The organism is Bordetella pertussis 18323 (assembly GCF_000306945.1).
Taxonomy (GTDB): Bacteria; Pseudomonadota; Gammaproteobacteria; order Burkholderiales; family Burkholderiaceae_B; genus Bordetella; species Bordetella pertussis.
Genome location: NC_018518.1, coordinates 1,881,865 through 1,907,774, shown reverse-complemented (window position 1 = coordinate 1,907,774; position 25,910 = coordinate 1,881,865). Strand labels below are relative to the sequence as shown.

25 protein-coding genes and 1 tRNA gene are annotated in these 25,910 nt (G+C 66.0%); 21 read left to right on the top strand and 5 right to left on the bottom strand.

Annotated features, from left to right (window positions below):
- Window positions 1-157 precede the first annotated feature (157 nt).
- The 18 genes from ndk (at window position 158) to dnaG (ending at window position 18,852) form a co-directional block, all read left to right on the top strand.
- On the top strand, window positions 158-583 hold the full coding sequence (gene ndk, locus BN118_RS08985) for a nucleoside-diphosphate kinase (protein ID WP_003810689.1): 426 nt from the start codon (window positions 158-160) through the stop codon (window positions 581-583).
- Window positions 584-610: 27 nt separating this feature from the next.
- Window positions 611-1,759, top strand: coding sequence for a dual-specificity RNA methyltransferase RlmN (gene rlmN, locus BN118_RS08980; protein WP_014905755.1), 1,149 nt, complete (start codon window positions 611-613; stop codon window positions 1,757-1,759).
- Window positions 1,756-2,262, top strand: a complete 507-nt coding sequence (locus tag BN118_RS08975) for a helix-turn-helix domain-containing protein (RefSeq protein ID WP_003810693.1) — start codon at window positions 1,756-1,758, stop codon at window positions 2,260-2,262. The genes rlmN and BN118_RS08975 overlap by 4 nt, the downstream gene beginning before the upstream one ends.
- Before the next feature lie 6 nt (window positions 2,263-2,268).
- Window positions 2,269-3,564, top strand: coding sequence for a flavodoxin-dependent (E)-4-hydroxy-3-methylbut-2-enyl-diphosphate synthase (gene ispG, locus BN118_RS08970; protein ID WP_014905754.1), 1,296 nt, complete (start codon window positions 2,269-2,271; stop codon window positions 3,562-3,564).
- 58 nt (window positions 3,565-3,622) lie between these two features.
- Window positions 3,623-4,909, top strand: a complete 1,287-nt coding sequence (gene hisS, locus BN118_RS08965; RefSeq protein WP_003816726.1) for a histidine--tRNA ligase — start codon at window positions 3,623-3,625, stop codon at window positions 4,907-4,909.
- 1 nt (window position 4,910) lies between these two features.
- Entirely contained in the window at window positions 4,911-5,549 is a 639-nt protein-coding gene (locus BN118_RS08960; protein WP_010930791.1) for a YfgM family protein, read from the top strand.
- Window positions 5,550-5,551: 2 nt separating this feature from the next.
- Window positions 5,552-6,712: an outer membrane protein assembly factor BamB gene (gene bamB, locus BN118_RS08955; protein ID WP_003810701.1), complete on the top strand. Its 1,161-nt coding sequence runs from the start codon at window positions 5,552-5,554 to the stop codon at window positions 6,710-6,712.
- Between the two features lie 26 nt (window positions 6,713-6,738).
- Complete coding sequence (der, locus tag BN118_RS08950; protein WP_003810703.1) at window positions 6,739-8,094, top strand: ribosome biogenesis GTPase Der; 1,356 nt, start codon at window positions 6,739-6,741, stop codon at window positions 8,092-8,094.
- Between the two features lie 3 nt (window positions 8,095-8,097).
- Complete coding sequence (hisC, locus tag BN118_RS08945; protein WP_010930790.1) at window positions 8,098-9,168, top strand: histidinol-phosphate transaminase; 1,071 nt, start codon at window positions 8,098-8,100, stop codon at window positions 9,166-9,168.
- A 138-nt stretch (window positions 9,169-9,306) separates the two neighbouring features.
- Window positions 9,307-9,543, top strand: coding sequence for an RNA chaperone Hfq (gene hfq / locus BN118_RS08940; RefSeq protein WP_003810707.1), 237 nt, complete (start codon window positions 9,307-9,309; stop codon window positions 9,541-9,543).
- A gap of 87 nt (window positions 9,544-9,630) precedes the next feature.
- Window positions 9,631-10,737, top strand: coding sequence for a GTPase HflX (gene hflX / locus BN118_RS08935; RefSeq protein ID WP_010930789.1), 1,107 nt, complete (start codon window positions 9,631-9,633; stop codon window positions 10,735-10,737).
- On the top strand, window positions 10,703-12,007 hold the full coding sequence (gene hflK / locus BN118_RS08930; protein ID WP_014905752.1) for an FtsH protease activity modulator HflK: 1,305 nt from the start codon (window positions 10,703-10,705) through the stop codon (window positions 12,005-12,007). The genes hflX and hflK overlap by 35 nt, the downstream gene beginning before the upstream one ends.
- A gap of 18 nt (window positions 12,008-12,025) precedes the next feature.
- Window positions 12,026-12,925: a protease modulator HflC gene (hflC, locus tag BN118_RS08925; protein ID WP_010930787.1), complete on the top strand. Its 900-nt coding sequence runs from the start codon at window positions 12,026-12,028 to the stop codon at window positions 12,923-12,925.
- 183 nt (window positions 12,926-13,108) lie between these two features.
- Window positions 13,109-14,266: an ATP phosphoribosyltransferase regulatory subunit gene (locus BN118_RS08920; protein ID WP_010930786.1), complete on the top strand. Its 1,158-nt coding sequence runs from the start codon at window positions 13,109-13,111 to the stop codon at window positions 14,264-14,266.
- 76 nt (window positions 14,267-14,342) lie between these two features.
- Window positions 14,343-15,638 carry an adenylosuccinate synthase gene (locus tag BN118_RS08915; protein WP_023852902.1) on the top strand — a complete coding sequence of 432 codons (1,296 nt, stop codon included), beginning with the start codon at window positions 14,343-14,345 and terminating at the stop codon, window positions 15,636-15,638.
- A 113-nt stretch (window positions 15,639-15,751) separates the two neighbouring features.
- The gene (locus BN118_RS08910; RefSeq protein ID WP_003810720.1) at window positions 15,752-16,291 is read left to right on the top strand and encodes a phosphoribosyltransferase; all 540 of its coding nucleotides are present in this window, start codon (window positions 15,752-15,754) and stop codon (window positions 16,289-16,291) included.
- A 277-nt stretch (window positions 16,292-16,568) separates the two neighbouring features.
- The gene (gene rpsU / locus BN118_RS08905) at window positions 16,569-16,781 is read left to right on the top strand and encodes a 30S ribosomal protein S21 (protein WP_006218592.1); all 213 of its coding nucleotides are present in this window, start codon (window positions 16,569-16,571) and stop codon (window positions 16,779-16,781) included.
- Between the two features lie 19 nt (window positions 16,782-16,800).
- Window positions 16,801-18,852 (top strand): DNA primase, encoded by a 2,052-nt coding sequence (gene dnaG, locus BN118_RS08900; protein WP_014905751.1) that lies wholly within the window; start codon window positions 16,801-16,803, stop codon window positions 18,850-18,852.
- 25 nt (window positions 18,853-18,877) lie between these two features.
- Here dnaG and BN118_RS19885 read toward each other — a convergent pair whose 3' ends face one another.
- Window positions 18,878-19,072: a hypothetical protein gene (locus BN118_RS19885; RefSeq protein WP_124740709.1), complete on the bottom strand. Its 195-nt coding sequence runs from the start codon at window positions 19,070-19,072 to the stop codon at window positions 18,878-18,880.
- Between the two features lie 465 nt (window positions 19,073-19,537).
- Between BN118_RS19885 and rpoD the strand changes: the two genes are divergently transcribed.
- Window positions 19,538-21,820 carry an RNA polymerase sigma factor RpoD gene (gene rpoD / locus BN118_RS08895; RefSeq protein ID WP_010930783.1) on the top strand — a complete coding sequence of 761 codons (2,283 nt, stop codon included), beginning with the start codon at window positions 19,538-19,540 and terminating at the stop codon, window positions 21,818-21,820.
- Window positions 21,821-21,829: 9 nt separating this feature from the next.
- Window positions 21,830-21,908, top strand: a tRNA-Ile gene (locus BN118_RS08890).
- Between the two features lie 321 nt (window positions 21,909-22,229).
- On the opposite strand, the gene BN118_RS08885 is transcribed toward BN118_RS08890, so the two are convergent.
- On the bottom strand, window positions 22,230-22,529 hold the full coding sequence (locus tag BN118_RS08885; protein WP_014905750.1) for a hypothetical protein: 300 nt from the start codon (window positions 22,527-22,529) through the stop codon (window positions 22,230-22,232).
- 284 nt (window positions 22,530-22,813) lie between these two features.
- Here BN118_RS08885 and BN118_RS08880 point away from each other — a divergent pair, with 284 nt between their 5' ends.
- Window positions 22,814-23,227, top strand: a complete 414-nt coding sequence (locus BN118_RS08880; protein WP_047122784.1) for a helix-turn-helix domain-containing protein — start codon at window positions 22,814-22,816, stop codon at window positions 23,225-23,227.
- On the opposite strand, the gene BN118_RS08875 is transcribed toward BN118_RS08880, so the two are convergent.
- From BN118_RS08875 to BN118_RS08865, 3 genes are all read right to left on the bottom strand, one after another.
- Window positions 23,187-24,137: an IS481-like element IS481 family transposase gene (locus BN118_RS08875; protein ID WP_005013747.1), complete on the bottom strand. Its 951-nt coding sequence runs from the start codon at window positions 24,135-24,137 to the stop codon at window positions 23,187-23,189. The genes BN118_RS08880 and BN118_RS08875 overlap by 41 nt on opposite strands.
- Before the next feature lie 81 nt (window positions 24,138-24,218).
- Complete coding sequence (locus BN118_RS08870) at window positions 24,219-25,004, bottom strand: branched-chain amino acid ABC transporter permease (RefSeq protein WP_227915008.1); 786 nt, start codon at window positions 25,002-25,004, stop codon at window positions 24,219-24,221.
- Window positions 25,005-25,007: 3 nt separating this feature from the next.
- On the bottom strand, window positions 25,008-25,880 hold the full coding sequence (locus tag BN118_RS08865; protein WP_010930731.1) for a branched-chain amino acid ABC transporter permease: 873 nt from the start codon (window positions 25,878-25,880) through the stop codon (window positions 25,008-25,010).
- Window positions 25,881-25,910: the final 30 nt, after the last annotated feature.

The window sequence follows — 25,910 nt, the reverse complement described above, 5'->3', positions numbered from 1 at the left end:
TGCTTTGACGTTCGGCCCGAGCCTTTCGGGCGTTTCGCGCGCCCATAGCGCAGGCCGCCCGCGGCGGCGCGCCCCGGGTGCCCGGGCAGCAGGCTGCGCGGATTTGAGCGTCATAGCCCCTCGGAAATATATTCTTTAGTCAGATCCTGGAGTTTTCATGTCCATCGAACGCACCCTTTCGATCATCAAGCCCGATGCCGTCGCCAAGAACGTCGTCGGCCAGATCGTCGCCCGCTTCGAGCAGGCCGGCCTGAAAGTGATTGCCGCCCGCATGCAGCAACTGTCGCGCACCGACGCCGAGCGTTTCTACGCCGTGCACAAAGAGCGCCCCTTCTTCAAGGACCTGGTCGACTTCATGGTCTCGGGCCCGGTCTTCGTGCAAGTGCTCGAAGGCGAAAGCGCCATCCAGAAGAACCGCGACCTGATGGGCGCCACCGATCCCAAGAAGGCCGCGCCGGGCACCATCCGCGCCGACTTCGCCGACAGCATCGATGCCAACGCCGTGCACGGCTCGGACGCGCCCGAGACGGCCGCCGTCGAAGTGGCTTTCTTCTTTCCCGAAATCAACATCCACAGCCGTTGATTCCCGGATATAACGCCTGAACCGATCATGGAAGCCGTCGAACGCGTCAATTTGCTGGGCCTGGATGGCGCCGCATTGTCCGAGCTGGTGGGGCAGTGGGGCGGCAAGCCGTTTCGCGCCCGGCAATTGCAGCGCTGGGTGCACCAGCGCGGCGCCGATTCGTTCGATGCCATGACCGACCTGGCGCGCGATTTCCGCGCGCAACTGGCGCGGGACTGCGTGATCGAGGCGCTGCCGGTCAATACCGAGCAGCGTTCGTCCGACGGCACGCGCAAGTGGCTGTTCGATGTCGGCCAGGGCAATGCCATCGAAACCGTTTTCATCCCCGAAGACGACCGCGGCACCCTGTGCATTTCCAGCCAGGCCGGCTGTGTGGTGAACTGCCGCTTTTGCTCCACGGGCCACCAGGGCTTCAACCGCAACCTGCGCGCCAGCGAGATCATCGGCCAGCTGTGGTGGGCCAAGCGCGTGCTCGAGGCGGCGGCGGATACCGCCCGGCTGCCCGGCGGCAAGGCCGGCGAGGACACGCGCGTCATCAGCAACGTGGTCATGATGGGCATGGGCGAACCCCTGCTCAACTACGACCAGGTCCTGCCCGCGCTGCGCCTGATGCTCGACGACAACGCCTATAGCCTGTCGCGGCGGCGCGTCACTGTCTCGACCTCGGGCGTGGTGCCCATGATGGACCGCCTGTCCCAGGATTGCCCGGTGGCGCTGGCCGTGTCCCTGCACGCGCCCAACGATGCGCTGCGCGACGAGCTGGTCCCGCTCAACAAGAAATACCCCTTGAACGCGCTGCTGGCTGCTTGCGAGCGCTATCTCGCCCATGCGCCGCGCGACTTCATCACCTTCGAATACTGCATGCTGGACGGCATCAACGATACCGACCAGCACGCCCGGGAACTGATCCAGCTGGCGCGCCAGGTGCGCTGCAAGCTGAACCTGATTCCCTTCAATCCTTTCCCGGCCTCCGGCCTGAAGCGCTCGCCGTCGGCGCGCGTCAGGGTATTCGTCCAGCGCCTCATGGATGCCGGCATCGTCACCACGGTGCGCAAGACGCGCGGCGACGATATCGACGCGGCCTGTGGCCAGCTGGCCGGCGAAGTGCGCGATCGCACGCGCATCACTGAACGCAACGCCACCCGAACCATTCCCATTCAACAGGTGCACGCATGACGCAGGATCCCGCTTCGGCCGCTTCGCCCGCCGCAATCGCTCCCGGTGCCGCGGCGCCTACGGTGGGTTCGGCGCTGCGGGCGCTGCGCCAGGCCAAGGGGTGGTCGCTCGAAGAGGTCTCCAGCCGCATCAAGTTCTCGACGCGCATGATCCAGGCGCTCGAAGAAGAGCGCTGGGAATCCCTGCCCAAGGGCGTGTCGCTGCGCGGCCTGGTGCGCAACTACGCCCGCATGCTGGGCGCCGACGCCCAGGCCGTGGTCGATTCGCTCGATCTCGAGGCGGCACGCACGCCCGCGCCGGCCCGGCCGGCGCCGCGTGGCGGACAAGGCCTGCGTCCGGCTGGCGTCAACATCTCCGTCGACGACGAGCGCTCCTCCGGCTCCTGGGGATGGCTGCTCGCCATCCTCGTGGTGGTCGCCGCCGCAGTGGCCTATGCTTTTTGGCAAGGCTGGCTGCCGCAGGAGTGGCTGCCGGCGCAATGGTTTTCTCCGGTGACCCAGTAACAACGGGTGCGATACATGCAAGATAGCTCTATGCCCTGCCAGGACGCGTCGCCGCCGGACGTCGGCGCGGCGCCGCGCCGCGCCACGCGCGCCGTGCGGGTGCAGTGGGGCGGGCGCACGGTCACCGTGGGCGGCAATGCCAGCGTGGTCGTGCAGTCCATGACCAATACCGACACCGCCGATGCGGTGGCCACCGCCATCCAGGTCAAGGAACTGGCCCAGGCCGGCTCCGAGATCGTGCGCATTACCGTCAACACTCCCGAGGCCGCGCGCGAAGTCGCCGCCATCCGCGAACAGCTCGATCGCATGGGCGTCGAGGTGCCGCTGGTGGGCGATTTCCACTACAACGGCCACAAGCTGCTGACGCAGTTTCCCGAGTGCGCGCAGGCGCTGTCCAAGTACCGCATCAACCCGGGCAACATGGGCGGCGGCAAGCAACGCGACGACAATTTCGCCCAGATGATCGAAGTGGCGTGCCGCCACGACAAGCCCGTGCGCATCGGCGTGAACTGGGGCAGCCTCGATCACGAGCTGATGGCGCGCAAGATGGACGAGAACAGCCGGCGCGCGCAGCCCTGGGAAGCCCAGGCCGTCATGCGCGACGCCCTGGTGGTGTCGGCCATCAGCAATGCGCGCCGCGCCGAGGAGCTCGGCCTGCGCTCCGACGCCATCGTGCTGTCGTGCAAGGTCAGCCATGTGCAGGACCTGATCGCCGTCTACCGCGACCTGTCCGCGCGCTGCGACTATCCGCTGCACCTGGGCCTGACCGAAGCCGGCATGAGCAGCAAGGGCATCGTCGCTTCCACGGCGGCGCTGGCGGTGCTGCTGCAAGAGGGCATCGGCGATACCATCCGCATCTCGCTCACGCCCGAACCGGGCGGAGACCGGACCCGCGAAGTCATCGTGGCGCAGGAAATCCTGCAGACCATGGGCTTGCGCGCGTTTACGCCCATGGTCGTGGCGTGTCCGGGCTGTGGGCGTACCAGCAGCACCTTCTTCCAGGAACTGGCCGACAGCATCCAGTCGTTCCTGCGCCGGCAGATGCCCCTGTGGCGCACGCGCTACCCCGGCGTCGAGAGCATGAATGTCGCGGTGATGGGCTGTGTGGTCAACGGACCGGGCGAGAGCCGGCACGCCGACATCGGCATCAGCCTGCCCGGCACGGGCGAGGTGCCCGCCGCGCCGGTTTTCATCGACGGCGAGCGCACGGTCACGCTCAAGGGCGACCATATCGCCGAAGAATTCCAGGCCATCGTCGAAGACTACGTCGCGCGCCGCTACGGCGCCGGCATCACTCATTAGGAATAAGGGACCAAGCAGCCAGGCCCTCTTCGATGCGGGTGTGGTGGGCATGACGAAGATGACGCAAGTTTTCCAGAAAGTCTCCGCCATCCGGGGCATGAACGACGTGCTGCCCGGGCCCAGCGCCCGCTGGGAAAAATTCGAAGAGATCGTGCGTGGCTGGCTGCGCAGCTACGGTTATCGCAATGTGCGCACGCCGGTGCTCGAGCACACCAGGCTGTTTGCCCGGGGCATCGGCGAAGTCACGGACATCGTCGAAAAAGAGATGTACACCTTCACGGACGCGCTCAACGGCGACTCGCTGACGATGCGTCCCGAGATGACCGCCGGCATCGTGCGCGCCAGCATCGAACACAACATGCTGTACGACCGGCCGCACCGGGTCTACGCGATCGGCCCCGTGTTCCGCCACGAGCGTCCGCAGCGGGGGCGCTACCGCCAGTTCCATCAGATCGATGTCGAGGCGCTGGGCTTTGCCGGCCCCGATGTCGATGCCGAAATGATCGTCATGCTGGCCCGGCTCTGGAAGCTGCTGGGCCTGCAGGACGTGCGCCTGGAGCTGAACTCGCTGGGCCAGCCGGCCGAGCGCGCCGCCCACCGCGCCGCACTGATCGAGCATCTGGAGCGCCACCAGGACGTCCTCGACGAGGACGGCCGGCGCCGCATGTACAGCAACCCCTTGCGGGTGCTGGACACCAAGAACCCTGCCATGCAGGAAATGGCTGATAGCGCTCCGCGCTTGTTCGATTTCCTCGGAGAGGCATCGCGCAGCCATTTCGACGGCCTGTGCCAGCGCCTGGCCGACGCGGGTATCGAATACCGCCTCAATCCGCGCCTGGTGCGCGGGCTGGATTACTACAACCTGACCGTGTTCGAGTGGGTGACCGATCGCCTGGGCGCGCAAGGCACGGTCTGCGGGGGCGGGCGCTATGACGGCCTGGTCGAGCTGCTGGGCGGCAAGCCGGCGCCGGCGGTGGGCTTCGCCATCGGCATGGAGCGCCTGCTCGACCTCTGGGAGCAAAGCGTCGAGATCGAACAGCCGGCCGAGTGCGAGGTCTACATCGTGCACCAGGGCGAGGAAGGCCAGCGGCTGGCGGCCCGGGTGGGCGAACAGCTGCGCGACGCCGGCCTGGATGTCATCGTGCACGCGGGCGCGGCCGGCTTCAAGGCGCAATTCAAGCGCGCCGACGCCAGCGGCGCGCGTATTGCGGTTATTCTTGGCGGCGACGAAGTGGCCAGCCGCACCGCCAGCATCAAGCACTTGCGCGGGCCGGTCGGCGCCGACGCGGCGCAGCAGCAGGTGCCGCTGGCGCAGTTGGCCGATGTTTTGAAATCCAAGGGTTAGCATGGCATACGATCTCGAAGAACAGGAAAAACTCGACGCAATCCGGGCCTGGTGGGCGCGTTACGGCACGCTGATCCTGACGCTGGCCACGCTGGTGGTGCTGGCATGGGGCGGCTGGTCGGGCTGGAAGGCCTACCAGAACTACCGCGCCAACCAGGCCATGGGCTATTTCGAGGCGCTCGAGGACGCCGCCCGCCTGGGCGGCGCCGATGCCGCCACGCGCATCAAGGCCGCGGCCGCCACGCTGCGCACCGACTATCCGGCCACCGGCTACGCCGGCCGCGGCGCGTTGATCGCGGCCCAGGCGCTGCAGAGCCAGCAGGACGTCGACGGCGCGCGCGAGCAGCTCGAATGGCTGGCCGCGCAGGCCAAGCAGCTGGCCCTGCAGCCGGTGGCCCGCTTGCGCCTGGCCGGCATCCTGCTGGACCAGAAGCAGTACGACGCTGCGCTCGCGCAGCTGAACAACCCGCCGGCGTCCTTCGCGGCCTTGTTCGCCGACCGGCGCGGCGACGTGCTGGCCGCGCAGGGCAAGCGCGATGAAGCGCGCGCGGCGTGGCAAAGCGCGATCGACGGGCTGGGAACCAGCAACCCGTTGACGCAGGTCGTGCAACTGAAACTCGATGCCTTGAGCGGAGCCTGATCTTGATGCGTAATTCCCGCCCCGGCCGCGCATGGCGCGGCGCCGTCGTGCTGACGGGCCTGCTGGCCCTGAGCGGCTGCTCGATGTTCTCCAGCGACGACGATCGCTACAAACCGGCCGAGCTCACGCAATATGCGCCCGGCATGTCGGTGCGCACCGCCTGGACGGCCTCGGTCGGCAGCGGCTCGGGCCTGGGCTTCGCGCCCACGGTGCTGGGCGAGTCGATCTACGCCGCCACGCCTGACGGGTCGGTCGGCAAGTTCGACCTGCTCAGCGGCCGGGCCATCTGGAAGTCCTCGGCCGACGCCAAGCTGTCGGCGGGCGCCGGCAGCGACGGCCAGACCACCGCGGTGGCCACGCCCGACGGCGAGGTCATCGCCTTCGACGATACGGGCAAGATCAAATGGCGCGCCCGCGCCACCAGCGACGTCGCCATCCCGCCGGTGGTCGGCTATGGGGTGGTCGTGGTGCGCAGCGGCGATTACCGCATCCAGGCCTTCAACGCCGAGAACGGCGAGCGCATGTGGAGCATGCAGCGGCCGGGTCCGGCGCTGGCGCTGCGCAGCGCCGCGCAGATGGTGCTGGCCGAAGGCCTGGTCATCAGCGGCCTGCCGGGCGGCAAGCTGCTGGCCATCAACAGCGCCACCGGCAACGTCCAATGGGAAGGCACGGTGGCCACGCCGCGCGGCGCCAGTGACCTGGAGCGCCTGACCGACGTGGTGGGCGCGCCGCGCATCGCCGGCCGCCTGATGTGCGCGGTCGCCTACCAGGGCCGTATCGTGTGCTTCGACGTGTCGGCGGGCGGACGCCCCATCTGGGCCAAGGATTTCTCCAGCGCCAGCGGCATGGTCATCGACGACCGCTTCGCCTACGCGCCCGACCAGGGCAGCGTGGTCAGCGCCTTCGCGCTGGACAGCGGCAACAACGTCTGGAAACAGGCCGAGTTGAAGAATCGCCTGCTGACCGCGCCGGCCTTGCTCGGCGAGGCCGTGGCGGTGGGCGATTTCGAAGGCTATGTCCATTTCCTGTCGCGTAGCGACGGCCGCCTGCTGGCGCGGCTGTCGGTGGGCGGGGGCGCCATCGTCTCGCCGCCGCAGACCACCTCCCAGGGCGTGCTGGTGCAAACCGGCAATGGCAGCCTGGTGATGGTTCGCGCCAACTGAACTTTTCCTATAGCAAGCCTCATACCGTGTCTTTCAAGCCTGTCGTTGCCCTGGTCGGCCGTCCCAATGTGGGCAAGTCGACCCTCTTCAACCGCCTGACGCGCTCTCGCGCGGCGCTGGTGGCCGATTTCTCCGGCCTGACCCGCGACCGCCACTACGGCGAGGGCAGGGTGGGCGACACGCCCTTCCTGGTGATCGACACGGGCGGCTTCGAACCGGTCGCCAAGGACGGCATCCTGGCCGAGATGGCGCGCCAGACGCGCCAGGCCATCGCCGAAGCCGACGTGGTGGTGTTCCTGGTCGATGCGCGGGCGGGCGTCAATGCGCACGACCACGAGATCGCGCGCCTGCTGCGCAAGTCCGGCCAGCAGCGCGTGCTGCTGGCGGTCAACAAGGCCGAAGGCATGGGCGTGGGCAATGCCACCGGCGATTTCCACGAGCTGGGCCTGGGCGAGCCGCATCCGATTTCTGCCGCGCACGGCGACGGCATCGTCGACCTGATCGAGATCGCCTTGAGCGGCCTGGTCGCGCCGCCGGCCGACACCGGCGAACAGCTCGAGCAGGATGTCGTCGACCACCGCATCAAGCTGGCCATCGTCGGCCGGCCCAACGTGGGCAAGTCCACCCTGATCAATACGCTGCTGGGCGAAGAGCGCGTGATCGCCTTCGACATGCCCGGCACCACGCGCGACGCGATCGAGATCGACTTCGAGCGCGACGGCAGGAAGTACACCCTGATCGACACCGCCGGCCTGCGCAAGCGCGGCAAGGTGTTCGAGGCGATCGAGAAGTTCTCGGTCATCAAGACGCTGCAGGCCATCGAGGCCAGCAACGTGGTGCTGCTGATGATCGACGCGCAGGCCGAAGTGTCCGAACAGGACGCCCACATCGCCGGCTTCGTGCTGGAGACCGGCCGCGCCGTGGTGGTGGCCATCAACAAGTGGGACGGCCTGGACAGCGACCAGCGCGAGCGCATCGAACGGGAATTCCAGCGCAAGCTGCGCTTCCTCGGCTTTGCGCGCATGCACACCATTTCGGCGCTCAAGGGGCAGGGCGTCAAGCCCTTGCTGAAGTCCGTCAACGCCGCGCACGCGGCGGCTTTCGCCAAACTGTCCACGCCGCGGCTGACGCGCGAATTGCAGGCCGCCGTCGAGCAGCAGCCGCCGCCGCGCAAGGGTATTTTCCGGCCCAAGATGCGCTACGCGCACCAGGGCGGACAGAACCCGCCCCTGATCGTGATCCATGGCAACGCGCTGGACGCGGTGCCCGATTCGTACCGCCGCTATCTGGAGACGCGCTTTCGCAATGCCTTCGACCTGGCCGGTACGCCGCTGCGCATCGAGTTCAAGTCGTCGCGCAACCCCTACGTCCAGGAAAACTGATCCATGAGCCGCTACTGGAGTCCCGTGGTCGGGACGCTCAGTCCCTATGTCCCAGGCGAGCAGCCCAAGCTGCCGGACCTGATCAAGCTGAATACCAACGAGAACCCGTACGGGCCGTCGCCCAAGGTGCTGCAGGCCATCGCCGCGGCGGCCGGCGACACGCTCAAGCTGTATCCGGATCCGGCCTCGGACGAGCTGCGCGGCGCGATTGCCGCGGCCGTCGGGGTGCAGGCCGACCAGGTATTCGTGGGCAATGGTTCGGACGAGGTGCTGGCGCACGTCTTCATGGCGCTGTTCAGGCACGGCCGGCCGGTGCGTTTCCCGGATATCAGCTACAGCTTTTATCCCGTCTACTGCGGCCTGTACGAGATTCCCTATCAGGTCGTGCCGCTGACCGATGACTTCCGCATCGATCCGGCCGACTACCAGCCCGGCGGCCAGGCCGCGGGCGGGATCATCTTCCCCAATCCCAATGCCCCGACCGGACGCGCCCTCACGCGCGACGAGGTCGAGCGCATCGTGACCGCCAACCCCGATACCGTCGTGGTGGTGGACGAGGCCTATGTCGACTTCGGCGCCGAGTCGGTCGCGCCGCTGGTCGATCGCCACGACAACCTGCTGGTGGTCCAGACCCTGTCCAAGTCGCGCTCGCTTGCCGGCCTGCGCGTCGGTTTCGCGGTGGGCAACCGGGCGCTTATCGACGGCCTGGAGCGGGTCAAGAACAGCTTCAATTCCTACCCCATAGACCGGCTGGCGTCGGCGGGCGCGCAGGCCGCCATGCAGGACCAGGCGTATTTCGACCGGACGCGTCAGGCCGTGATGGCCACGCGCGAGCGCATGAGCGCCGATCTGCGGGCGCTGGGTTTCGACGTGCTGCCTTCGGCGGCCAATTTCGTGTTTGCGCGGCACCCGGAGCATGACGCGGCGCAACTGGCCGCCCGGCTGCGCGAGCGCAGCATCCTGGTGCGCTACTTCCGGCAGGCCCGTATCGATCAATTCCTGCGTATCACGGTGGGTACGGACGCCCAATGCGAGGCGTTGATCGGCGCGCTGAAGAAAATTTTTTCGTTGTGACACGCACCGGGGAATTTCCTGAAAACTCTGGTGTCATATTTGCGTATATCGCAAGTGGCACCGCCCGGGAAAACCCTGTAGAGTACTGATTTCGGCGCACTGTGCCGTCACTTAAAACAAACAAATGGAGCCTGGCCAATGAGCAATAAAGGGCAAACTTTGCAAGATCCGTTTCTGAACACGCTGCGCAAGGAACACGTGCCCGTGTCCATCTACCTGGTAAACGGCATCAAGCTTCAGGGGCAGATCGAATCGTTCGACCAGTATGTCGTGCTGCTGCGCAATACCGTGACCCAGATGGTGTACAAACATGCCATCTCCACCGTGGTGCCGGCGCGCGCCGTCAATTTCCAGGTGGAAGTTCCCGCTGAATAATCGCCTCGCTCCAGCATTACCCTTGATTGCCCGCCGCGCGGCCAGCGCCGGCGGGCATTTTCGCTTTGGCTCCAAAATGGTGCATGTATGCGCGCACTGATCATCAGCGTCGATCTCGGCAATCCTGACTACCCGGCCCACGCCGAGGAGTTCGCCATGCTGGCCAAGGGCGCCGGCGCCGAGATCGTCGGCACGCTGACGGCGCGGCGCGACCGGCCCGACGCCAAGTTCTTCATCGGTTCAGGCAAGGTCGAGGAGGGCGTGGCGATGGCCGGCGCGCTGCTGGCCGACATCATCCTGTTCGACCAGCCGCTGTCGCCGGCGCAGCAGCGCAACCTCGAGCGCGAATTCAACCTGCGCGTGGTCGATCGCGTGGCATTGATCCTGGATATCTTCGCGCTGCGCGCCAAGAGCCACGAAGGCAAGCTGCAGGTCGAGCTGGCCCAGCTGCAGCACCTGGCCACGCGCCTGACGCGCATGTGGAGCCACCTGGAGCGGCAGCGCGGCGGTATCGGCATGCGCGGCCCGGGCGAGGCGCAGCTCGAAATGGACCGCCGCATGATCGGCGCCAAGGTCAAGGTGCTGCGCGAGCGCCTGGATCGGGTCGAGCGCCAGCGGGTCACGCAGCGCCGGGCGCGGGCGCGCGGCGGCGCGCTGTCGGTCTCGCTGGTGGGCTATACCAACGCCGGCAAGTCCACGCTGTTCAACGCCATGACGCGCGCCGGCGCCTATGCCGCAGACCAGCTGTTCGCCACCCTGGATACCACCACGCGGCGCATCTGGATCGACGGCGCCGGGTCGGTGGTGCTGTCGGACACGGTCGGGTTCATCCGCGACCTGCCTCACAACCTGATCGCGGCATTCCGTGCCACGCTCGAGGAAACCGTGTATGCCGACCTGTTGCTGCACGTGGTCGACGCGGCCAGCGCGCAGCGCGACGAGCAGATCGCCGAGGTCGACAAAGTGCTGGCCGAGATCGGCGCGGCGCAGATTCCGACCATTCTGGTATACAACAAGATTGACCGCGCGGGCCTGGAGCCACGGGTCGACCGCGACGCCCATGGTACGATTGCGCGAGTATTCGTAAGCGCTACCGAGCGCGCCGGTCTGGATGCGTTGCGCGGGGCAATTGCAGAGATCGGCCAGATTGTGGGAAACAATGTCTCGAATCACCAAACTCTTCAATCTGAATGACCCCGGCTGGGGCCGTGGCAACAATAACGGCAACGGCTCCGAGCCGCCGCGACGTCCACAGGGCGGCGGCGACGGTCCACCCGATCTCGACGAGGTCTGGCGCGACTTCAACAATCGCATAGGCGCATTGTTCGGCCGCAAGGGCGGAGGGGGCAACAATCGTCCCAACAACCGCGGCGGCATGACGCCGCCTTCGCCGCGCGGCGCCCGCATCGGCCTGGGCATCATCGCCCTGGTGCTGGTGCTGCTGTGGCTGGCCAGCGGATTCTTCATCGTCCAGGAAGGCCAGGTCGCGGTCGTTACCCAGTTCGGCAAGTACAAGAGCACCGCGCCGGCGGGCTTCCAGTGGCGCATGCCTTACCCGATCCAGAACCACGAAATGGTCAACGTGTCGCAGCTGCGCACGTTCGAGGTGGGTTTTCGCGGCGGTTCGCGCAACAAGGTGCTGCCTGAGGCCTTGATGCTGACCACCGACGAGAACATCGTCGACATGCAATTCGTGGTGCAGTACCGCCTGCGCGCCGACGGCGCGCCCGACTACCTGTTCAAGATGCGCGACCCGGACGAGTCCGTGCGCCAGGCGGCGGAGACCGCCATGCGCGAAATCGTCGGCAAGAAGCCGATGGACTTCGTGCTCTATGAAGGCCGTACCGAAGTCGCCACCGAAGTGCAGAATCTCATGCAGCAGATCCTGGACCGCTACAGCGCCGGCATCCAGATCAGCACGGTCGCCATCCAGAACGTCCAGCCGCCCGAACAGGTGCAGACCGCGTTCGACGACGCCGTCAAGGCGGGTCAGGACCGCGAGCGCCAGATCAACGAAGGCCAGGCGTACGCCAACCAGGTCGTGCCGCTGGCCAGCGGCCAGGCCTCGCGCATGATCGAGCAGGCCGAGGGCTACAAGGCCAAGGTGATCGGCGATGCGCAGGGTAATGCCTCGCGCTTCTCGTCCATCCTCAACGAGTACGAGAAGGCGCCCCAGGTCATGCGTGAACGCCTGTACCTGGAAACCATGCAGGAAGTCTTCACTCGCGCCAGCAAGGTCATGGTCGATACTAAGGGCGGCAACAACATGTTGTACCTGCCGCTGGACAAGATCATGCAGCAGGCCGCGCAAGACGCCGGCAAGCCGTCCTCCTCCAGCCTGGGCCTGCCCGGCGCGAACCAGCCGGCGATTCCGCAGGCGCCGGCGCGCGGTTCGGCCAGCGGCCAGTCTTCATCCGGCAGCAGCACCAGCAACACGCTGCCTCGCGACCGCATGTCGCGCTAACCCGGAGGAGTCCCCAACATGCAACGTCTCATGCCCATCCTGGTCGGACTGCTCGTCGTCCTGGCCGTCCTGTCTTCATGCGTCTTCGTGGTCCGCGAGCGCGACTACGCCCTGGTGTTCTCGCTGGGCGAGGTGCGCCAGGTCATCAGCGAGCCTGGCCTGTATTTCAAGGCGCCGCCGCCGTTCCAGAACGTCGTCACGCTGGACAAGCGCATCCTCACCATCGAGTCCAGCGATGCCGAGCGCATCCAGACCTCCGAGAAGAAGAACCTGCTGATCGACTCGTACGTCAAGTGGCGCATCGCCGATCCGCGCCTGTACTACGTGACCTTCGGCGGCAACGAGCGCGCCGCCCAGGAGCGTCTGCAGGCGCAGATCCGCGACGCGCTGAACGCGGCGGTCAACGTGCGCACGGTCAAGGACGTGGTCTCGGCCGAGCGTGACAAGGTCATGGCCGAAATCCTCACCAACGTCGTCAAGCGCGCCGAGCCGCTGGGCGTGCAGGTGGTCGACGTGCGCCTGCGCCGCATCGAGTTCGCGCCCGAGATTTCCGAGTCGGTCTATCGCCGCATGGAAGCCGAGCGCACCCGCGTGGCCAACGAGCTGCGTTCGATCGGCGCGGCCGAAAGCGAGAAGATCCGCGCCGAGGCCGACCGCCAGCGCGAGGTCATCGTGGCCCAGGCCTATGCGCGCGCCCAGGGCATCATGGGCGAGGGCGACGCCCAGGCCGGCAGCATCTACGCCCAGGCCTTCGGCCGCAATACCGAGTTCTACACCTATTACAAGAGCCTGGAAGCCTATCGCGCCGCGTTCGGCAAAACCGGTGACGTATTGGTGGTCGATCCGACGTCGGAGTTCTTCCAGTTCTTCAAGAACCCCGGCAAGGGCGCGGCGGGCGCCCCGGCACCGGCGAATTGACGCCGGCGCGGTAAAGTAGGGCGGTTCGGGACAACCCCTAGGAACAGGGTGCCGATCCATGTACAATACCGCGTAAGCTAGAAAACATTCCGCATACGGCTGAGCGGGCTTACGCCCTCTCAGCCGTTTTTCGTTTGGGCAACGCCCGCGCATGTTCCGGGCGTGATTCAGGTATAGAAATCCATGGGTAACTGGTTGCTGCCCGAAGGCCTTGCCGACGTTCTACCGGCCGAGGCCCGGCGCATTGAGGAACTGCGTCGCGAATTGCTCGATCTCTACCGTACCTACGGTTTCGAGCTGGTCGCGCCGCCGCTGGTCGAATACATCGATTCGCTGCTGTCGAGTACCGGCAGCGATCTGAATCTGCGCACCTGCAAGCTGGTCGACCAGCTGTCCGGTCGCACCCTGGGCGTACGCGCGGATATGACCTCGCAGGTCACGCGCATCGACGCCCATCTGCTCAACCGTGCCGGCGTGACGCGCCTGTGCTACTGCGGCAGCGTCCTGCACGCGCGTCCGGCCGACCTGCTGTCGAGCCGCGAATTGCTGCAGATCGGCGCCGAAATCTACGGCCATGCCGGCTTCGAGGCCGACCTGGAAATCATCCAGCTGGTCATGGACACGCTGGCCACCGCCGGCGTGCGCAATGCCCGCCTGGACCTGTGCCATTCGGGTGTGATGCGCGCCATTTTCGACGCCGACCCGCAGGCCTCGCGCCATGCCGGCGACCTGTGCACGCTGCTGCGCGAGAAGGACGTGCCGGGGCTGGCCGAACTGGCGAGCCGTGTCGACGGGCTGGGCGAGGATACCGTGCGCGCGCTGCAGGCGCTGGCCACGCTGTATGGCGGGCCCGAGATCATCGCCCGGGCGCGGCGCGAGCTGCCGGCGGTGCCCGGCATGGCGCAGGCGCTGGACGCCCTGCAGGCCCTGGTCGATGCCATGCCTGGCGTCACGCTCAGCGTGGACCTGGCCGACGTCGGCGGATATGGCTATCACTCCGGCGTGACCTTCGCGGTGTACGGCGAAGACTGGCACGACGCGCTGGTGCGCGGCGGCCGCTACGACGATGTCAGCTGCGCTTTCGGCCGGGCCCGTCCGGCCACCGGTTTCAGTCTCGACCTGCGCAAGCTGGCGGCGGGCCTGACGCCTGCCGAGCCGGCGCGCGCCGTGCGCGCCCCTTGGGGACAAGACCCCGCCCTGACCGACGCGGTGCGTCGTTTGCGCCGGTCGGGCGAAATCGTCGTTCAGGTACTGCCCGGTCACGAGCAGGGCCTGGACGAATTCGTTTGCGATCGCGAGCTGGCGCTGCAGGATGGCGCCTGGACGGTCAGAACGCTGTGACTAACTCCCTCCCGGCAACGGGAGGGCCGCGGGGAGATTTCCGGATTTCCCGAGAAACTCGATATTGATTCGTAAAATGAGCAAGAACGTAGTTGTGATCGGCACCCAGTGGGGTGACGAGGGCAAAGGCAAGATCGTCGACTGGCTGGCCGAGTCCGTGCAGGGCGTGGTGCGCTTCCAGGGCGGCCACAATGCCGGCCACACGCTGTGGATCAACGGCAAGAAGACTATTCTGCGCCTGATCCCGTCGGGCATCATGCATGACGGCGTCACGTGCTTCATCGGCAATGGCGTGGTGCTGTCGCCCGAAGCGCTGCTCAGGGAAATCGAAGAGCTCGAGGCGGCCGGCCTGGACGTCCGTTCGCGCCTGCAGGTCTCCGAGATCTGCACGCTGATCCTGCCGTACCACGTGGCCGTCGACAAGGCGCGCGAGGCGCGCAAGGGCGAGGGCAAGATCGGCACCACCGGCCGCGGCATCGGCCCGGCCTACGAAGACAAGGTCGCGCGCCGCGCCCTGCGGGTGCAGGACCTCTTCAACCCGGCGCTGTTCGACGAGAAGCTGGCCGAGGTGCTCGATTACCACAACTTCGTGCTGACCCAGTACCTGGGCGCCGAGCCCGTGTCGGCCAACGAAGTGCGCGATCAGGCCATGGCCCTGGCGCCGGCCCTCGCGCCCATGGTGCGCGATGTCTCGAGCAACCTGTTCGCGCTCCAGCAGGAAGGCAAGAACCTGCTGTTCGAAGGCGCGCAGGGCGCGCTGCTCGACGTCGACCACGGCACCTACCCCTTCGTCACCAGCAGCAACTGTGTGGCGGGCGCGGCGTCGGCCGGCGCCGGCGTCGGTCCGCAAGCGTTGCAGTACGTGCTGGGCATCACCAAGGCCTACACGACCCGCGTCGGATCGGGGCCGTTCCCCACGGAGCTGGTCGACGAGATCGGCGCGCGCCTGGCCACCATCGGCAAGGAGTTCGGTTCGGTCACCGGCCGTCCGCGCCGTTGCGGCTGGTTGGACGGCGCCGCGCTGAAGCGCTCGGTGCGCCTGAACGGCATTTCCGGCCTGTGCATCACCAAGCTGGACGTGCTCGACGGCCTGGAAACCATCCAGCTGGGCGTGGGCTATCGCGTCAACGGCGAATTCCGCGACGTGCTGCCGTACGGCGCGCACGCCGTGGCGCAGGCGCAGGCGGTGCTCGAAGAACTGCCGGGCTGGACCGAGTCCACCGTCGGCATCACCGAGTACAGCAAGCTGCCGGTCAACGCGCGCCGCTATCTCGAGCGCGTGGCCGAAGTGTGTGGCGTGCCGATCGACCTGGTGTCGACCGGGCCCGACCGCAACAAAACCATCGTGCTGCGCCACCCCTTCAAGGGGTAGGGCGCCGCGGGCCGCGCCCCGTTGTGGCGCGGCCTCGGTTATTATTCGCCAGGCCGCCGCGGGTCGTTCCGCAGGCGGCCTTGTCATTTTCTTTTGCAGGGAGATATCCGCCTATGAGCTCGCCGAGCAGTGACGATAGCCATTTGTGGGTGACCTGGGATGATTACCACCGCCTGATCGAGCGTCTGGCGCTGCAGGTGTACCAGTCCGGCTGGCAATTCGACCAGATCCTGTGCCTGGCGCGCGGCGGCGTGCGGGTCGGCGATGTGATGTCCCGGATTTTCGACGTGCCGCTGGGCATTCTGGCCACCAGCAGCTATCGCGAGGCGGCCGGCACCAAGCAGGGCGACCTGGATATCGCCCAGTTCATCACCATCACGCGCGGCACCTTGTCCGGGCGGGTGTTGCTGGTGGACGACATGGTCGATACCGGCCATACCTTCAACAAAGTGCATACCCATCTGAGCGAGCAGTTCCCCGCCATTTCCGAGTTGCGCAGCGCCGTGCTGTGGTGGAAGGGGCATTCGCAGGCCACGCCCGACTACTTTGTCGACAAATTGCCCACCAACCCGTGGATCCACCAGCCATTCGAGGACTACGACAGCCTGCGTCCGCACCAGCTTGAAGCCTGGATCCGGAAAGGCTACAAATAGAAGGCGGCCCGGCCGGGCCGCCCAGCCAGGGCCCCTCAGGGGCTGCCCCTGGGCAGAATGGCGTCAATCGTGCTAGAATCGCTGGTTATCGCTAAACCGAACCTGGCGTCTTGTTTCCTGGTAATACCAGGGGTGGCGGGAAACGCTGGTTGGGCTGTGCTACTGATGCGGCAAGTTGTCTTAGCTTGTCGCCATGGGCGCATAGCCGCGGCAGCCAAGCCAGGTTAGTGGTCAACCCGTTACCCACTTATTGCTATCCATAAAGGCCAACCACTTTATGCCTATCGTTCGACTGAAGGAAAACGAACCGTTTGAAGCCGCGCTGCGTCGCTTCAAGCGCACCATCGAGAAAACCGGCTTGCTCACCGAACTGCGTTCGCGCGAGTTCTACGAGAAGCCCACGGCCGAGCGCAAGCGCAAGCACGCCGCCGCGGTGAAGCGCCACTACAAGCGGATTCGTAGCCAGCAACTGCCCCCGCGCCTGTATTGATGCCTGATTCCCGAATCTATTGATTCCAGAATCATTCATCCAGGATTTGCTCGCCCGGGTCGACGTCGTTGACGTCGTCGGGCGATATGTGCAGCTGCGCAAGGGTGGGGCCAACCTGCTTGGTCTTTGCCCGTTTCACAACGAAAAAAGCCCGTCGTTCACTGTCAGTCCGACCAAGCAGTTCTATCACTGTTTCGGTTGCGGCGCCCACGGCAGTGCCATCACCTTCCTGATGGAGCATACGGGCGCGAGTTTCCCCGAGGCCGTACGCACGTTGGCGGCCGCCGTGGGGCTCACGGTTCCCGAAGAAAACCGCAGTCCTCGCCAGCAGGCCGAATCGGCCCGCCGCAAGGCCGAGGTGTCGCGCCATACGCAGGTGCTCGACGCCGCGCAGGCGCACTACCTGCGCCAGTTGCGCGGCTCGCCGCAAGCCATTGCCTACCTCAAGCAGCGCGGGCTGACCGGCGAGATCGCCGCCCATTTCGGGCTGGGCTGGTCGGGCACCGACCGCCATGGCCTGTCCCATGTGTTCGACAACTACGAGGATCCCGTGCTGGTGGAAGCCGGCCTGGTGATCGAGTCGGAGGACGGGCGGCGCTACGACCGCTTCCGCGAACGCGTGATGTTTCCCATCCGCAATGCGCGCGGCAGCCTGATCGGCTTTGGCGGGCGCATCATCGGCAAGGGCGAGCCCAAATACCTCAACTCGCCCGAGACCCCGCTGTTTTCCAAGGGCCATGAACTCTATGGCCTGTGGGAGGCTCGCCTGGCCATACGCCAGGAGGGCCAGGTCGTGGTGGTCGAGGGCTACATGGACGTCGTGGGGCTGGCGCTGCAGGGCATCGCCAACGCGGTGGCCACGCTGGGCACGTCGACCACGCCCGACCATGTGAAGAAGCTGCTGCGCGCCAGCGACAAGGTGATTTTCAGCTTCGACGGCGACGCCGCCGGCCGGCGTGCCGCCTGGCGGGCCCTGCAGGCCTGCCTGCCGGTGCTGCGCGACGATATCGCCATCCGCTTCCTGTTCCTGCCTGCCGAGCACGATCCGGACTCGTATGTGCGAGAGCTGGGCGCCGAAGCGTTTCGTACCCGCCTGGGCGAAGCCGTGGCGCTGTCGCGCTTTCTGCTCGACGAGCTGGCCTCGCGCCATACCATGGGCGAGGCCGAGGGGCGGGCCAGTTGCCTGCACGAGGCCAAGCCGCTGCTGGCCGCCATCCCCGAGTGCGCGCTGCGCGTGCAGATCGAACGCGAGCTGGCGCGCCTGGTGCAGCTCACGCCCGAGGAAATGGCCCAGGTGCTGGCCCAGCAACCCGCCCGGCCGCTCGCTTCGGCCGCCGCGCCGGCCCAGGCGTCCGCGCCGGCTGCTGGCCGCGAGGGCGGGCCGGGGCATGCCGACGAGGCGCCGCCGGACTGGGCGTTCGAGCCGGTGCACGACTTCGAACCCGATGCCTATTCCGTTGGCGCCGTCGACGGGGAGCCGAGCATGCCGGCCGCGGGCGGCTGGCAGGAGCGCAAGGGCAGGCAGGGCGGCGACTGGAAGGGCAAGAAGGGCGACTGGAAAGGCAAGAAGGGCGACTGGAAAGGCAAGAAGGGCGACTGGAAGGGGCGCCGCGACAATGATACGGGTGGTTACGAAGGCCGCCGTACCATGCCGTCGCTGGCCAGGCGGCTGCTGTGCCTGCTGCTGGCCCACCCCGAGCTGGTCGATACCATGGGTGACCAGCAGCTTGAAGTTATCGACCATGGCCCCCATTTAGGACTGGTAAGGGACCTGATCCTGCTGGCGCAGACCAGTGGCGCGCGCCATGTGGGCGCGCTGATGGAGGCTGCCGACCCGGATTCCGATCTCTACGTGGTGCTCAAGGGCCTGCGCGCCGATGTCCTGGCCCAGGAAGACCTGCCGCACCCGCAGACCGAATGGGACGACGCGCTGCGGCGCATGGAGTTCGACGCGGCTCGCGCCGAAATGGCGAAACTGGCCGAAAGCGGCCTGGCGACCGACGAGGCGCGCCGTCGCTACCTGGAACTGTCGAGCAGAATCATGGTCTTAAAGAATGCCGGGGCACAGTAATTGCGGTAAGATCGAGGGTTTTCGCTTAAAGGCGAAATTGCGGTTTTGAGTGTTGCCCTTCGGGTGCCGCGCCGGGTGTTTTTCTGACCCGCGGAATGCGGACGGAAGTGGCGGCATCGAATTGAATGGAATGCATGGCACTGGCGAGCGGGCGCTTGGCGTCTGGCGCGGGTGTGCAGGGATGGACGAGTACCGGCTGACGCGCGGTGCGCAGGGTCATGGCGGGTGGCGGCATGCATGTGCCGGGCCGGCGCATGGCCTTTTGCGGTTTGCGGCGCGGCAGCCCTGAGGTCCGTCCCTGATATGTTACAAACGTATTAGCAGGAGGCAGGTTAAGCAGTCTGGCGTGGACATCGTCCCGCGGCATTGCAGTCGGGTGTTGTGTTTGGAGAGCAGCGAAGGGCAGTGCCCATTGAGCTGACCAGGCCTGTAACAGGCGAGACAACCCCGCGCGTTGCCCGGCATGCCCGCCAGGTGGCATGGCGTACCGGCGCGTCTTTGGGCCCAAGGGCCAGAAAGGACGCGCCACGGCCCGCAGGCGGGCCGGGCTGCGACACCAGCGCAGCGCGTCGTGCCGGCGAACCGGCCTTGTTTTACCCGATGTCAACGTGTTTCGTGCGATGCTCGAAAACGCGTTCATGCGGTGCAATGACCCCAATGGGTTGCGACGACCACGGAAGCGACTATGACCAAATCCACAGGCAAATCCCCCTCTGCAATCGATGCGGCAACTGCCCAATCCACGACGGCCAAGCGTGCTGCAAGCATGGCGGCGGAAAAGGCCCCTGCCAAGACTGCGGTGAAGGTCGCCAAGCCCGCTGCCAAGACGGCCGCCAAGAAGACGGCCACCAAGACGGTCGCGGCCAAGACGGCTGCCGCCGACAAGCCGGCCAAGACCACCAAGGCGCGCGCCAAGAAGGCCGAAGACAAGCTGGCCGACCTGGTCGGCGCCGCGCGTCCGGCGCCCAGCGGCCGCCGTCCCGGCCGCCCCGCGAAGAACGCCAACAACGATAGCGATGCTTTCGACGACTCCATGGACGGCGAAGGCGAAGTGCTGCCCGACCTGAAGCCGCCCAAGCGCGGCGGCAAGCGCGGCAAGGCCGATCCCAAGGATCTGATCGCCCGTGGCCCCGTCTCGCCCGAAGAATACGAAGCGCGCCGCAATCGCCTCAAGCAGCTGATCAAGCTGGGCAAGGACCGCGGCTACCTGACCTACGGCGAAATCAACGACCACCTGCCCGACGACCTGGTCGACGCCGAAGCGATCGACGGCATCATCAGCACCTTCAGCGACATGGGGATCGCGGTCTATGACCAGGCCCCCGACGCCGAAACCCTGCTGATGAGCGAGAACGCGCCGGTTGCCTCGAACGACGACGATGTCGAGGACGAGGCCGAGGCTGCCCTCACCACCGTGGACTCCGACTTCGGCCGGACCACCGACCCCGTGCGCATGTACATGCGCGAAATGGGCTCGGTCGAGCTGCTCACCCGCGAAGGCGAAATCGAAATCGCCAAGCGGATCGAGGACGGCCTCAAGCACATGGTGATGGCCATCTCGGCTTGTCCCACCACCATCAACGAAATCCTCGCCCACATCACGCGCGTGCGTGAAGGCCAGGCCCAGATCGACGAAGTGGTCGATGGCCTGGTCGACCCCGAAGACGGCGAGGAATACGCCGGCGCCGGCGTGACCGCCGACGAGGACGAAGGCGATGACGGCCCGGCCGGCGGCATGTCCAGCAAGCAGCTGGAAGACCTGCGCGTCAAGGCCCTGGCCAAGTTCGACGAGGTGAGCAAGCAGTTCGAGAAGATGCGCCAGTCCTATGAGAAGGAAGGCTATAAGTCGGACGCCTATCTCAAGGCCCAGGACATCATCCAGACCGAACTCATGGGCATCCGCTTCACGGCCAAGATGGTCGAGAAGCTGGCCGACACCCTGCGCGCCCAGGTCGAGGAAGTACGCCAGCTCGAACGCGCGGTGCTGCATACCTGCGTCGACCGCGCCGGCATGCCGCGTTCGCACTTCCTCAAGGCCTTCCCCGGCAACGAGACCAACCTGCAGTGGGTGTTGGACGAAGTCGCCGCCGCCCATGCCTACAGCGAAACCCTCGAACGCCAGATCCCGGCCGTACAGGAACTGCAGCAGAAGCTGATCGACCTGCAGACGCGCGTCGTGCTGCCGCTGAAGGACCTCAAGGACGTCAACAAGCGCATGGCCACCGGCGAAGCCAAGGCCCGCAAGGCCAAGCGCGAAATGACCGAGGCCAACCTGCGCCTGGTGATCTCCATCGCCAAGAAGTACACCAACCGTGGCCTGCAGTTCCTGGACCTGATCCAGGAAGGCAACATCGGCCTGATGAAGGCGGTGGACAAGTTCGAATACCGGCGCGGCTACAAGTTCTCGACCTACGCCACGTGGTGGATCCGCCAGGCCATTACGCGCTCCATCGCCGACCAGGCGCGCACCATCCGGATTCCGGTCCACATGATCGAAACGATCAACAAGATGAACCGGATCAGCCGCCAGATCCTGCAGGAAACCGGCGCCGAGCCGGATCCCGCGACCCTGGCGCAGAAGATGGACATGCCCGAGGATAAGATCCGCAAGATCCTGAAGATCGCCAAGGAGCCGATCTCCATGGAAACGCCCATCGGTGACGACGACGACTCGCACCTGGGCGATTTCATCGAAGACACCGCCACCCTGGCGCCTTCCGACGCGGCGCTGCACGGCTCGATGCGCGATGTGGTCAAAGAAGTGTTAGACTCGCTCACCCCGCGCGAGGCCAAGGTGCTGCGCATGCGTTTCGGCATCGAAATGAGCACCGACCAGACGCTGGAAGAGGTGGGCAAGCAGTTTGACGTCACGCGCGAGCGCATCCGTCAAATAGAGGCCAAAGCGCTGCGCAAGCTGCGCCACCCCAGCCGCGCCGACAAGCTGAAGAGCTTCCTCGAAGGGCAGTAAACATTTCCTGGGCCTCTAGCTCATGCCTGGTTAGAGCAGCGGACTCATAATCCGTTGGTGCCGAGTTCGACTCTCGGGGGGCCTACCAAGTAAACATGCGGGTCTCGGAGCAATCCGAGGCCCGTTTTGTTTTGGTGGTGGGGGATTTTTGGGCAGGCCTCTTGGTAGCTCCGATTCTCACCAGCGCATCCCGCAAACTGTCCGTGGCCAAGTGGGCATAGCGTTTTGTACTCTGTGTTGATCCGCCAATGGCGGATGCGCCACAAAGGGCGTGTCTCTTCGCCGGACAGCTGCGGGAGGCTTTGGGGGGGCACCGCCAGGCAGATCCGCCGTTAGGCCTTGCGTGACGATTGGTCCCGCGTCTGGGCCGAGTTGGCAGAGTGGCAGGAGGCGGCGCGTGATGTCGATATCAGTCCTTGTGCACGTGCGACGTGACCCGATGCGCCTCGGCGGATGCGAATGCCATACGTCCTTTGGCGTCGACTTTGTATCTGTTGGCGCGGCACCAGGCGGGGAATGTATCTGGGTCGATGTATGCCTTGATGACGACGTGTCCCAGCTTGAGAATTTCTTCCCTCCTTTCCTCGGCACGCTTCTCCCAGTCCTCGAAGGTATCGGGGAATGTATGGACGTCGTTCGAGATAGCGCGCACCCGCTCGTAATCCTCTTTTCGGTACCAGGCGATACCGACGCCGCCAATTCGATTCATGGCCAATCTTCTCTCGGAAATGGTTGGTATGTGGGATTTCGATCCTATCCGATTGGGGGCGGCCGTCTCAATGGAGATATCCACACCTGCTCCCGACTTCAAGACGTTCTATCTCGCGCTGCCCTAGGAAATGCGAACTAGATTTGCCAGAAAAGTGCGGCGCAAGAAGGCCGTGGCGCAACTGGGGCAAGCCTGCGACGAATTCGGTACGGCATTTGATCGTGCTGGATTGCTGGCCTTCTTCTTCAAGGGACCGAGCGCCCAGTACAAGGTGGCCTGATGGAGTGAACATGGAAATCCGCCCCGTACGCACCGAGGCCGATTACAAGTCGGCTCTGAAGGAAATTTCTCGGCTCATGGAGTCGGACCCTGAGCTGGGTACGCCCGATGGCGATCGGCTGGACGTGCTGGCCACGCTGGTGCAGGCCTATGAGGCGCGGCATTACCCGATCGACCTGCCGGATCCGGTCGAGGCGATCAAGTTCCGCATGGAGCAGGGTGGCCTGACTCCCAAGGGCCTGGAGCCCATGATCGGGAAGCGCAACCGGGTCTACGAGGTCTTGAACCGCAAGCGCGGTCTTACCTTGCCCATGATCTGGCGCTTGCATACCGAATTGGGCATCCCGGCCGAAAGTTTGATCCGGTCGCCGGCGCCGCCTAGGTGTGAACTGTCAATAGGTTGTATTCGTCCAGGTTGAGTCTGGAGATGGGTACAGCGCGCCCGATGCCTTGGTGGGGTCGATGCCAGTTGTAGTGGTGTAGCCAGGATTTCATGGCATCGGCTCGGTGTTGGGAGTTCTGGTAGGTGTGAGCGTAAGCCCACTCACGCAAGGCCGACTGGATGAAGCGTTCGGCCTTGCCATTGGTCTGTGGGCGGTAAGGTCGGGTAAAGCGGTGCTTGATGCCCAGCTCATGGCACAGCGCGGCGAAGGCGCGGCTGCGAAAGGCCGAGCCATTGTCGGTGAGCAAGCGCTGGATGGTCACGCCCAGGCGCTGGTAGTAGGCCACTGCGTCCTTGAGGAACTGGACGGCGCTGGGGAAGCGCTCGTCGGGGTGGATGTCGGTGAAGGCCACGCGGGCGTGGTCATCGATGGCCACGAAGACGAAGTCCCAGCCGGCCCCCTCAACGGTATCGCGTCGGTTGCCCGTGACCCGGTGGCCAGGGCGCTGGATACGTCCCAGCTTCTTGATGTCGATGTGCAGCAGATCGCCGGGGGCCTGATGCTCGTAGCGCACCACCGGCTCGGCCGGCTCCAGGTCGGCCAGGTGCGACAGACCGGCGCGGGCCAGGACGCGGCTGACGGTGCTGGCTGACACGCCCAGCGCCTGGGCGATGCGCGCTTGGGTCAGCCGCTTGCGGCGCAGCTCCACGATAGCCAGCGCCTTGGCCGGCGCAATCGCTCGGGGCGAGACCGTCGGGCGCGAGGACGCATCGGCCAAGCCCGCCTGGCCCTGAGCCAGGAAGCGGCCCAGCCATTTGCGCACAGTCGGCGCGGTGACCCCATAGGCGCGGGCCGCTTCAGGCACACAAACTTGATGGGCGATCAATTGCTGGACCATTTCGAGTCGACGTAGGAAGGTCAATCGGGCATGCTTATGGGTGTTCATCCGGCCGGGCTCCTTGAGTGAACTGGGGGATCGGCGATTTCCAGTTTCTCAAATCCGGTTCGGATGAACCATGCATACAACCTATTGAATCTTCACAACTAGCACCGCCATGGTCACCATTTCGATCGAGTGCATGAAGCCCGCGATGTCCGGCGTGATGAAGCGGTTCTGCAGCGCCAGCAGCGAGCCCGAGACCGAGGCGTACACGGCCGATACGACAAACGCCTTGAGCTTGGCGCCCGCCACGTCGATGCCGACGGTGCCGGCGGCGATCTCCGAACCGTGCAGCGCGCGTAGCGCCCGCCCTGTCGGGCTGTGGTAGAGGTTGAGCGCGAGCCAGGCGCCGATCACCAGCGCGATGCCCGTCATGGCGTACCAGAACTGGCCATTGGACAGGTCCAGGCCCCAGCCCTTGATCAGGCTGCGCAGGCCGGGGTCGGGCACGGCGATGCCGTCCGGCCCTTTGGTGAGCTGGCGTTCGTTGTTCAGCACCATGGCCACCAGGATGCCGAAGCCCAGCGAGGCCACGCCCAGGTAGTAGCCCTTCAGGCGCAGGATGGGGCGGCCGACCAGCCACGCCAGCGCGCCCGAGACGGCCGCGCCCAGCACCACCGACAGCGCCGAGGGCAGCCCGAGGTGCACCGGCGCCAGCGCGCAGGCATAGCCGCCGATGCCGGCGAATCCCGCGTGTCCCAGGCTGATCTGGCCGGCGTAGCCGGTCAGGATGACGATGCCGGTGACCGCCAGCGCGTTGACGAAAATCGTCGAGCCCACGCGGAAGTAATAGCCGGAGGGGAAGAACAGCGGGGCGATGGCGATCAGCGCGGCCAGGACGATCAGCGTCCAGTGTTTCGATGATATCCGCATGGCTTATACGCGATCCGTGGACTTGTGTCCGAACAGTCCCTGCGGCATGAAGAACAGCACCGCGAGAATGGTGAGGAAGGCCGCCGCGTCCTTGTACTGCGACGACAGGTAGCCGGCGGTCAGGGATTCCAGCAGGCCGAGCAGGATGCCGCCGGCCAGCGCGCCCTTGGGGCTGCCCATGCCGCCCAGCATGGCGGCGGCAAAGCCCTTGAGCGCCAGGGTCAGGTCCACGTCGTACGAGGTCAGCGTGATCGGCGTGATCAGCACGCCGGCCAGGGCGCCGATGGCCGCCGACAGCGCGAACGACAGGGTCATGATGAATCGGGTGTTGATCCCGACCAGGCGGGCCGCCAGGCGGTTGTTCGAGGTGGCCAGCACCGCGCGGCCTATCAGTGTCCTGGTGAAGAACAGCCACAGGACGATGAATACCGCCACCGCGCCGCCGATCATCCACAGGCTTTGCGACAGGATGGTGGCGCCCAGCACGTGTATCGGGTCGTCGCCCGAGAACGCGGGCAGGCTGTGGATCTGCTTGCCGAACAGGCTTTGCACCGCGCCCCGGATGAAGATCGAGGCGCCGATGGTGATGATGATGAGCGAGACGACGGGGGCGCCGCGCGCCGGCTCGATCGCCAGGCGGTTCAACGCCACGCCTGTCGCGGCGGTCACGGCGATGGCGAGCAGCGCGGCCAGCGGCAGCGCCAGGCCCGCGCCGTGCGCGAAGACAGTGATCATGCCACCCAGCATGACGAACTCGCCCTGGGCAAAGTTCACCACGCCGGTCGCGTTGAAGATGATCGCGAACCCGAGGGCGACGAGCGCGTAGACCGCGCCCACGGTCACCCCCGAGAAAATGAACTGCATGAATTCCGACATGGGCACTCCGGCGTTTGTCTGGACTGGGAT